The 9,021-nt window shown below is 69.6% G+C and carries 9 protein-coding genes and 1 tRNA gene; 3 read left to right on the forward strand and 7 right to left on the reverse strand.

Annotation, left to right across the window (positions count from 1 at the left end; genetic code table 11):
* Positions 1-1,970, reverse strand: a 1,970-nt coding sequence (locus ACE3TE_RS12720; RefSeq protein ID WP_374605529.1) for a helicase-related protein, incomplete at its 3' end; no start/stop codon positions are given.
* A 92-nt stretch (positions 1,971-2,062) separates the two neighbouring features.
* Here ACE3TE_RS12720 and ACE3TE_RS12725 point away from each other — a divergent pair.
* Positions 2,063-2,575, forward strand: coding sequence for a Dps family protein (locus ACE3TE_RS12725; protein WP_374605531.1), 513 nt, complete (start codon positions 2,063-2,065; stop codon positions 2,573-2,575).
* 6 nt (positions 2,576-2,581) lie between these two features.
* Here the strand turns inward: ACE3TE_RS12725 and ACE3TE_RS12730 are convergent, their stop codons facing one another.
* Both ACE3TE_RS12730 and ACE3TE_RS12735 read right to left on the reverse strand, forming a co-directional pair.
* Positions 2,582-3,124, reverse strand: coding sequence for a hypothetical protein (locus tag ACE3TE_RS12730; RefSeq protein ID WP_374605532.1), 543 nt, complete (start codon positions 3,122-3,124; stop codon positions 2,582-2,584).
* A gap of 109 nt (positions 3,125-3,233) precedes the next feature.
* Positions 3,234-3,626 (reverse strand): DUF4878 domain-containing protein, encoded by a 393-nt coding sequence (locus ACE3TE_RS12735; RefSeq protein ID WP_374605534.1) that lies wholly within the window; start codon positions 3,624-3,626, stop codon positions 3,234-3,236.
* 112 nt (positions 3,627-3,738) lie between these two features.
* Between ACE3TE_RS12735 and recQ the strand changes: the two genes are divergently transcribed.
* Entirely contained in the window at positions 3,739-5,541 is a 1,803-nt protein-coding gene (gene recQ / locus ACE3TE_RS12740; RefSeq protein ID WP_374605536.1) for a DNA helicase RecQ, read from the forward strand.
* A 116-nt stretch (positions 5,542-5,657) separates the two neighbouring features.
* Positions 5,658-6,656 (forward strand): lipid A deacylase LpxR family protein, encoded by a 999-nt coding sequence (locus ACE3TE_RS12745; RefSeq protein WP_374605538.1) that lies wholly within the window; start codon positions 5,658-5,660, stop codon positions 6,654-6,656.
* A 92-nt stretch (positions 6,657-6,748) separates the two neighbouring features.
* Here ACE3TE_RS12745 and ACE3TE_RS12750 read toward each other — a convergent pair.
* The 4 genes from ACE3TE_RS12750 to ybgF all read right to left on the reverse strand — a co-directional run.
* Positions 6,749-6,824: transfer RNA gene (locus tag ACE3TE_RS12750), tRNA-Lys, on the reverse strand.
* A gap of 30 nt (positions 6,825-6,854) precedes the next feature.
* Positions 6,855-7,538, reverse strand: coding sequence for a 7-cyano-7-deazaguanine synthase QueC (gene queC / locus ACE3TE_RS12755; RefSeq protein WP_374605540.1), 684 nt, complete (start codon positions 7,536-7,538; stop codon positions 6,855-6,857).
* Positions 7,539-7,556: 18 nt separating this feature from the next.
* Positions 7,557-8,213 (reverse strand): 7-carboxy-7-deazaguanine synthase QueE, encoded by a 657-nt coding sequence (queE, locus tag ACE3TE_RS12760; RefSeq protein WP_374605542.1) that lies wholly within the window; start codon positions 8,211-8,213, stop codon positions 7,557-7,559.
* A gap of 25 nt (positions 8,214-8,238) precedes the next feature.
* The coding region (ybgF, locus tag ACE3TE_RS12765; protein WP_374605544.1) for a tol-pal system protein YbgF at positions 8,239-9,021 on the reverse strand (783 nt) is incomplete at its 5' end.

Here is a 9,021-nt window from a genome sequence, read left to right on the forward strand (position 1 = left end):
GGGTCAGGTGCACTTTTCCCCGCGCTGCCTCGCTCGCCCATTGGCTCAGGAGAAAAGTGCACCTGACCCCTCGCCGTGTCCCAGCCGAGCTCTTCGCAGGCCAGGCGCAGCTGCCGGTGCAGCTCGCGCCATTCGCGCATGCGCAGGAAGGCGAGGAAATGTTTTTCGCACCAGCCGCGCAGCTTCGACTGGGTGAGGTCTTCGTGGGCTTCGCGATAGGCCTCCCAGAGTTTCAGGATGCCGACGAATTCGGAGTTCGGGTCGGCGAACTGCGCGTGCGCGTTGTCGGCTTTCTCGCGGGCGTCGGCCGGGCGTTCGCGCGGGTCCTGGATGCCCAGGAAACTGGCGATCACCAGCAGCTCGTGCAGCACGCCGTGGCCGCGCGCGGCGACCAGCATGCGCGCCAGCTTGGGGTCCACCGGCAGGCGCGCCATTTCGCGGCCGGTCGCGGTCAGCTTGCGCTGTTCGTCGACGGCGCCGAGTTCGCCGAGCGTTTGCCAGCCGTCGGCGATCGCACGCGGATCGGGCGGGTCGATGAAGGGGAAATCCTCGACCCGGCCCAGGCCGAGCGTCAGCATGCGCAGGATCACGCCGGCCAGCGAAGCGCGCAGGATTTCCGGGTCGGTGAAACGCGGGCGCGAGGCGTAGTCGTCTTCGCTGTAGAGCCGGTAGCAGACGCCGGCGGCGATGCGGCCGCAGCGACCCTTGCGCTGGTCGGCGCTGGCCTGGCTGATCGGCTCGATATGCAGGCGGTCGAGCTTGCCGCGTGGGCTGTAGCGCTTCACGCGCGCCAGGCCGGGGTCGATGACGTAGCGGATGCGCGGCACCGTCAGCGATGTTTCCGCCACGTTGGTGGCCAGCACGATGCGCCGCCCCGGCCCCGGATTGAACACCTTGTCCTGGTCGCGCACCGACAGTCGCGCGTACAGCGGAATTACCTCGGTCGAGCGGTACTTGCGCCGGTTCAGCGCCGCATGCGCGTCGCGGATCTCGCGCTCGCCAGGCAGGAACACCAGGATGTCGCCCTGCGGATCCTGCCGGGTGATCTCGTCCGCGGCCGCCACGATCGCCTCCGCCAGCGGCAGGTCGGCATCGGCAGAAACGGGGTCAGGTTCACTTTTCCCCGCTCCATCTGCAGATGATTGCTCACCTTCGCCGGAAAAGTGAACCTGACCCCCTTTATGCACCTGTCCCATTCCGGGGGTGAAGTAGCGCACGTCGACAGGAAAGCCGCGGCCTTCGACGTTCACCACCGGCGCGTCGCCGAAGTGTTTCGCGAAGCGGTCGGTGTCGATGGTGGCCGAGGTGATGACGAGCTTCAGGTCCGGGCGCTTGCCGACCAGTTCCTTGAGGTAGCCGAGCAGGAAGTCGATGTTGAGGCTGCGTTCGTGCGCCTCGTCGATGATCAGCGTGTCGTACTTCGACAGCCAGCGGTCGGACTGGATTTCCGCCAGCAGGATGCCGTCGGTCATGAACTTGATGAAGGTGTCGTCGCCGACGTTTTCGGTGAAGCGCACCTGGTAACCGACCGCGCCGCCCATCGGCACCTGCAGCTCCTCGGCAACGCGCCGGGCGACGGCGCGCGCGGCGATGCGGCGCGGCTGGGTGCAGCCGATCAGGCCGGCGGCGCCGCGGCCGGCGGCCAGGCACAGCTTGGGCAACTGCGTGGTCTTGCCCGAACCGGTTTCGCCGGCAACCACGACCACCGGATGTTTGCGTATCAGCTCGACCAGCGTGTCGGCCGCGCGCGACACCGGCAGGCTGTCGTCGAAGCGCGGCGTTGGCCGCTTCGCTGACCGCGCCGCGAACGTGGCCTTCGCCGCGACCAGGGCAGTTTCGTAGGCTTCGCGCTTGTCGGCGTCGTCGGGCGCCTTGCGCGCAGCGCCGCGCAGGCGCAGCAACCGACCGCGTTCGCGGCTGGGCACGGCGTCGTCGGGAAGGGGCGGAAGCGGGGCCGGACGGGCAGGCATAGGGCGCCATTCTAACGTCCGGCGGGGGTTTCATCGGACTTGAACCTGCGCGGGAGTAGTATTGATGGGCCCCTTCAACAAGGAGTCCCGCCATGGCATCGAAATCGAAAAAACCCGCCGCCCCCTCCGCGCCCGGGATCGACATCGGCATCAGCGAAAAGGACCGCCGCAAGGTGGCCGAAGGCCTCTCGGCCTTCCTGTCCGACAGCTACACGCTCTACCTCAAGACCCACAACTTCCACTGGAACGTCACCGGGCCGATGTTCAACAGCCTGCACGCGATGTTCATGACCCAGTACACCGAACAGTGGACGGCTCTGGACGAGATCGCCGAGCGCATCCGCGCGCTGGGTTTCCCCGCGCCGGGCTCCTACGCCGAGTTCGTCAAGCTTTCGTCGATCAAGGAAGAACAGTCGCCGGGCGGCCTGGACTGGCAGGGCATGGTGCGCCAGCTGGTCAGCGGCAACGAAGCCGTCTGCCGCACCGCGCGCAAGGTGATCAAGACCGCCGAAGGCGCCGGCGACGACCCCACCGTGGACCTGGCCACCCAGCGCCTGCAGATCCACGAGAAATACGCCTGGATGCTGCGCTCGCTGCTGGAGTGAAGTCCGTCAGCGGCCCGGGGGCAGCAGCCGGTGGTCGAACACCGGCTCGACCCGGGCGCTGAGCCTCAGGTCGTCGATGCTGATGATCTCGATGTGGCCAAACCGGCTGCGTGGCCGCGCGATGTCCTCGCCGGTCGCGGCCAGCACCAGGGCCTGGATCCATTCCGTGCAGTACATCGCCTCGCCGCCGTCGTCGAGCCGGAAGCGTGCGTCGAAGGGAATGGCCTGCCAGGCCGGATCACGCGCCAGCGCGAGGGTGCGCGCCGACTGTGCGGCATCGAGCCGGGGCCGGACCACCGCCACGCCGTGGGCATCGGCCAGGAACTGCCCCAGGCCGTCGGTGCGCACGCCACCGATGCCGCTGTCGTCGTCGGCTTCGGTATGCACCACCTGCCAGCCATCGGCCCCGCCCACCAGCAGGCCGACGTGGCTGAAGAAGCCCTCGTCGCCGGACGCGCCGGCGAAATAGCCGCTCCAGCGTCCGTTGCCGCGCCGGACCACGTGGGCGCCCGGACGCAGCGCAACCTGCCAGCCGGCCAGGGGCCCCACGCCCCCCCCCGCCGGGGGGGGGGGGGGGGCCGCGGCCCGCCCCGCCCCCGGCCCCGACAGGAGCACCGCCAGCACCGCCGCGGCCAGTGGGCGGCCCCGGTTCATGGGCTTACTTGTTGTCCAGCTTGAAGTCGACCTTCCACTCCCCGTCTTCCTTGACCAGGGTGTCGGTGGTTTCCTTGCCCTCGGGGTTGCGGTAGCGCACGGTGGCGGTGTCGCCCTCGATCTTGGTTTCCAGGATCTCGATCCCGCCGGCCTTTTCGCAATCGGCCTTGATCTGGGCCTTCATTTCCTCGGCCTTTTTCGGCTCGGCCATCATCGCCGACACCATGCCCATCACCGGCTGGGACTTCTTCGAAACGTACTTCTGCATCACCGACGGGTCGCCCGTGGCGCAGAGCTCGGCCTGCATGGCGATGAGGGTGTCGCCGGGCTGCTTGCCGCCGCAGGCGGAGAGGGCCAGCACGGCCGCGGCGACAAGGGAGATCCGGATCTTGTTCATGTCGTTCCTTTCTGGTTTTGGGCTTGGTCGAACGCTGTGGTTGCGCTGCGAGTCTAACCAACGTGAAGACGCAGCGGGTCCGGACCCCGGCGGCAGCCGCTAAAATGCCCCGATGACGACCCCTGCCCTCGACCTGCTGCGCCGCGTCTTCGGCCATGCGCAATTCCGCGGCCAGCAGGCCGCCGTGGTCGACCACCTGGTCGGCGGCGGCGATTGCCTGGTGCTGATGCCCACCGGCGCCGGCAAATCCCTGTGTTACCAGGTTCCGGCGCTGCTGCGCGAGGGCACCGGCATCATCATCTCGCCCCTGATCGCGCTGATGCAGGACCAGGTCGAGGCGCTCGAACAGCTCGGCGTGCGCGCCGCCTGCCTGAACTCGGCGCTGCCGGGCGACCAAGCCGCGCGGGTCGAGGCCCGGCTGGTCACCGGCGAGCTCGACTTGCTTTACGTCGCCCCCGAGCGGCTGCTGACCGAGCGTTTCCTGTCGCTGCTGGGCCGCAGCCGGCTGGCCCTGTTCGCGATCGACGAAGCGCACTGCGTCTCGCAGTGGGGCCACGATTTCCGCCCGGAATACCGCGAACTGAACCTGCTGCACGAGCGCTGGCCCGACGTGCCGCGCATCGCGCTCACCGCCACCGCCGACCCGCCGACCCGGCGCGAAATCGCCGAACGCCTGGACCTGCAGGACGCGCCCTGTTTCATCACGTCCTTCGACCGGCCCAACATCCGCTACCGGGTGGCGCTAAAGGACAACGCCCGCCAGCAGCTGCTGGACTTCCTGCAGCCGCGCGCCGGCCAGGCCGGCATCGTTTATTGCCTGTCGCGGCGCAAGGTCGAGGAAACCGCCGCCTTCCTGTGCGCGCGCGGCATCGACGCCCTGCCCTACCACGCCGGCCTGGACGCCGGCGTGCGCGCGGCCAACCAGCGCCGCTTCCTGCGCGAGGAAGGCGTGGTGATGGTCGCCACGATCGCCTTCGGCATGGGCATCGACAAACCCGACGTGCGCTTCGTCGCGCACCTGGACCTGCCCAAGTCGGTCGAGGGGTATTACCAGGAAACCGGCCGCGCCGGCCGCGACGGCGACCCTGCCGAAGCCTGGCTGTGTTACGGCATGGGCGACGTGGTCACGCTGGGCCAGATGATCGCCCAGTCCGGCGCCGGCGACGAACGCCAGCGTCTCGAACGCCGCAAGCTCGACCTGCTGCTGGGCTACTGCGAATCCACCCGCTGCCGGCGCCAGGCGCTGCTGGCGGCCTTCGGCGAGGACCACCCGGGCCAGTGCGGCAACTGCGACAACTGCCTGGAGCCGCCGAAAACCTGGGACGGCACGGTGGCGGCGCAAAAGGCGCTGTCCTGCGTCTACCGCACCGGCCAGCGCTTTGGCGTCACCCACCTGGTGGACGTGCTGCGCGGCGCGGACACCGAACGCATGCGCCAGCTCGGCCACGACCAGCTTTCGACCTACGGCATCGGCGGCGAGCTGAGCACGCAGCAGTGGAAGGGCGTGTTCCGCCAGCTGGTGGCGCTGGGCCTGCTCGACGTCGACATCGAAGGCCATGGCAGCCTGCGCCTTACGCCCGACAGCCGCGCCGTGCTGCGCGGCGAACAGGCCGTGAGCCTGCGCGAGGAAGTGGTGCGCAAGCGCGAGCGCGAACGTTCGGCGCGCGCCGCCCCGGCCCCGGTGCAGCTGGCGCCGGCCGACCAGCCGGTGTTCGAGGCCCTGCGCGAACTGCGCGCGGCGCTGGCCCGCGAGCAGGCGGTGCCGGCCTACGTGATCTTCCACGACGCCACCCTGCGCACCATCGCCGAACGCCGCCCGGCCTCGCTGGCCGAGCTGGGCACGGTCGGCGGCGTCGGCGCCGCCAAGCTCGAGCGCTACGGCCCCCGGGTCCTTGAGCTCCTGACCGACCTGTAGGAGCGCCTTCAGGCGCGAATCTTCTGACTTTGCCCTTGGCAAAGAAGGGATTCGCGCCCGAAGGCGCTCCTACAACGAGGCGGTTAAACTGGCACGCCCCACGATCCCGGTTCCCCATGCCCCGCAAGACCCTGCTCGCCACCGCCCTGCTCGCCCTCGCGCCCTTCGCCCAGGCCGCCTGCGGCGGCACGGCCACCGCCCGCTCCGACAACGACGTTTATGGCCAGGCCGGGCAGGACCAGGGCTATTCCGCCGGCTTCGCGTTCGCCTGGACCACGCCCACCGCAGAACGCGAAGACGTGACCTGCCTGGCGGGCCTGGACCGCGCCACGCGCTGGCTGGCCTGGGGGCCGGGCACGCACCGCAACCTGGTGCTCAGCTTCCACCACGCGCTGTACACGCCCACCGACGGCAGGCGCGCCGACCTGATCACCGACGACCGCCCCTACGCCGGCACGCTGGTGTTCGGCGTCGGCCAGCAGCTGCGGGACGCGGACAGCATGGCCGCGACGCACCTGCGGCTGGGCATCGTCGGGCCGTCGGCCCAGGGCGAGGCGGCGCAGGACAGCTTCCACCACCTGTTCGGGCGCGAACGTTTCCGCGGCTGGGACAACCAGCTGCGCGACGAACCGCTGCTGCAGCTGGCGCACGAACGCGCCTGGCGCCGCCAGTTTGACGCCGGGCACGGCGGCCTGGGCTGGGATCGCACCTGGTTCGCCGGCGGCGCGGTGGGCAGCCCTTCGACCTATGCCAACGGCGGCATCGAAGTGCGCTTCGGCAGGAACCTGCCGGACGATTTCGGCTCCAACCCGATGCGCCTGGCCGGCGACGGCACGGCGCCGGTGCTGCGTGTGCAAGACAGCGGCTGGGACTGGCATTTCTTCGCCAGCCTCGAGGCCCGCGCCGTGGCGCACGAGGTCACGCTCGACGGCACGCTGGGCCGCGACGGCCACTCGGTGGAAAGCCGCGCCGCGTTCGCGGAACTCGCGCTGGGCGTGGTGCTCACCCACGGCCCCTGGCGCCTTGCCGGCGCCCACTATCGCCGTAGCCGCGAATTCGACGGCCAGCGCGAGGCACCGGTGTACGGCAGCCTGTCGGTTTCCCGGCGCTTCTGACCCAATGTAGGAGCGCCTTCAGGCGCGAATCGTTTCTTTGCCAAAGGCAAAGTCAAAAGGTTCGCGCCTGAAGGCGCTCCTACGGGATGGGGTGGTGGGCCGTGAAGGATTCGAACCTTCGACCAAAAGATTAAAAGTCTTCTGCTCTACCAACTGAGCTAACGGCCCGCCGAAAAACAAGGCGCGCAGTTTACCGCATCATTCGTGCGAGGCGTAGCGCGTCGGGTCGGGCAGGCCGGCGGCGGCGAAACCATCGGCCCGCAGCCGGCAGGCGTCGCAGTGGGCGCAGGCGCGGCCCTGGTCGTCGGCCTGGTAACACGACACGGTGCGCGAGAAATCCACGCCCAGGCGCACGCCTTCGCGGGCGATGTCGGCCTTGGACAGGCGCATCAGCGGCGCATGCACCCGCAGCGCATGGCCTTCGACGCCGGCCTTGGTGGCCAGGTTGGCCAGTCGCTCGAAGGCTTCGATGAAGGCCGGCCGGCAGTCCGGGTAACCGCTGTAGTCCACGGCATTGACGCCGCAGAACAGGTCGTCGGCGCCCAGCACTTCGGCCCAGCCCAGCGCGATCGAAAGCATGATGGTGTTGCGCGCCGGCACGTAGGTGACCGGGATGCCCTGCCCGCCCGACTCGGGCACGTCGATGTCGGCGGTCAGCGCCGAGCCGCCGATGCTGCGCAGGTCCACGGTCACGACCTTGTGCTCGGCGCCCACCGACGCCGCCAGCTCCGCCGCGGCGGCCAGCTCGGACGTATGGCGCTGGCCGTAGGACACGCTCAGCGCATGGCAGGCGAAGCCCTGCTCGCGCGCCATCGCCAGCACCACGGCCGAGTCCATGCCCCCGGACACCAACACCACTGCGCGCTTCTGATTCTGGTTCATCGATGATTCCATCCGGTCCTACTTCCCCGCGACATCGCCCCACAGCACCTTGTGCAGCTGCAGCTGGAAGCGGACCGGCAGTTTGTCGGCCAGCAGCCACTCGGCCAGCTCGGCCGGCGACTGCTGGCCCTGGCTGGGCGAGAACAGCACCTCGCAGCGCCCGGCCAGCCGGTGCTCGGCCAGCATCGACTTCGCCCAGTCGTAGTCGGCGCGGTCGCAGATGACGAACTTCACCTGGTCGCGGTCCGTCAGCAGCGGGATGTTGCCCGGCAGGTTGCGGTGCATTTCCTTCGAGCCGGGCGTCTTGAGGTCGACCACGCGGCTCACGCGCGGATCGACGCCGGAGATGTCGATCGCGCCGGACGTTTCCAGCGACACCTCGTAACCGGCGTCGCAGAGTTTTTCCAGCAGCACCAGGCAGCGCTTCTGGGCCAGCGGCTCGCCGCCGGTGACGCAGACGTGGCGGGCGCCGTGGCGCGCGACCTCGGCCAGGATCGTGTCGATTTCCCACCACTCGCCGCCGTGGAAGGCGTAGGCGGTGTCGCAGTACTGGCAGCGCAGCGGGCAGCCGGTGAGGCGCACGAACACCGTCGGCCAGCCGACCGAGCGCGACTCGCCCTGCACGGACAGGAAGATTTCGGTCAGGCGCAGGCGCTCGTTGGCCGGGGTGTCCATGGCGGTTTCCGGCCTGCCGCCGGGATCAGCGGCTTTCGAGCGCGAGCGTGCGCAGGCGGCTCTCGGCCTTGGCGGCGGCGTCCGAACCCGGGTAACGCGCCGACACTTCGCGCAGCGTGTCTTCGCCGTCGGCACGCTGGTTCAACGCGAGCTGGCAATAGCCGACCTTGAGCAGCGCGTCGGCTTCCTTGCGCGAACCCGGGTAGCTGGCCAGCAGGGTCTGGAAAGCTTCCAGCGCCAGCTCGTAGTTCTGGGTGACGTAATAACTTTCGCCCAGCCAGTACCACGCATTGGGCACCAGCGGGCTGGCCGGGTAGTCGGCGATGAAGGCCTGGAACATGCGCGCCGACTGGTCGGCTTCGAAACGCTCGACCAGCGCGTCGAGCGCGGCCTGGTAGGCGGCCTCTTCGGCGGCCGGGTCCGCGGTTGCGCCGGCGACAGGCGCCTCGTCCACCGCCGCGGCGGCGGGCTCGGGCTCCGGCGCGGCGGGCGCTGCCGGCGAAACCGCCGGAGCCGGGGAATTGGGGGTGGCAGCCACGGGCGCCCCGCCCTCGAGCCGCTGGAGGCGGCTGTCGAGGTCGACGTACTGGTCGCGGTTGCGCTGCTTGAGCTGCTCGATCTCGTGCGTGAGCGTCTCGATCTGGTTGCGCAGCGCCGATACCTCGGACTGCAGCTGGGTGATGCGGTTCTGCGCTTCGAGGTTGGCCTGGCCGGCGCTGCGGTTTTCCGCATTGGCCTGGTTCTCGAGCAGGGTGACGCGTTCGGCGAGGCTCAGGCGCTGGCCGTAAGCCGGGGTGGCCGCCACGAG

Origin of the sequence: Arenimonas sp., assembly GCF_041919775.1 — a bacterium.
In the GTDB taxonomy this organism is placed as follows: domain Bacteria; phylum Pseudomonadota; class Gammaproteobacteria; order Xanthomonadales; family Xanthomonadaceae; genus Arenimonas.

What these genes read in the sequence shown, in the direction of transcription:
- ACE3TE_RS12745 (WP_374605538.1), top strand. Translation starts at nt 5,658, where the DNA reads ATGCCCCGCAAGACCCTGCTCGCCACCGCCCTGCTCGCCCTCGCGCCC.
- queE (WP_374605542.1), bottom strand. Translation starts at nt 8,213, where the DNA reads ATGGACACCCCGGCCAACGAGCGCCTGCGCCTGACCGAAATCTTCCTG.
- ACE3TE_RS12725 (WP_374605531.1), top strand. Translation starts at nt 2,063, where the DNA reads ATGGCATCGAAATCGAAAAAACCCGCCGCCCCCTCCGCGCCCGGGATC.
- queC (WP_374605540.1), bottom strand. Translation starts at nt 7,538, where the DNA reads ATGAACCAGAATCAGAAGCGCGCAGTGGTGTTGGTGTCCGGGGGCATG.
- recQ (WP_374605536.1), top strand. Translation starts at nt 3,739, where the DNA reads ATGACGACCCCTGCCCTCGACCTGCTGCGCCGCGTCTTCGGCCATGCG.
- ACE3TE_RS12735 (WP_374605534.1), bottom strand. Translation starts at nt 3,626, where the DNA reads ATGAACAAGATCCGGATCTCCCTTGTCGCCGCGGCCGTGCTGGCCCTC.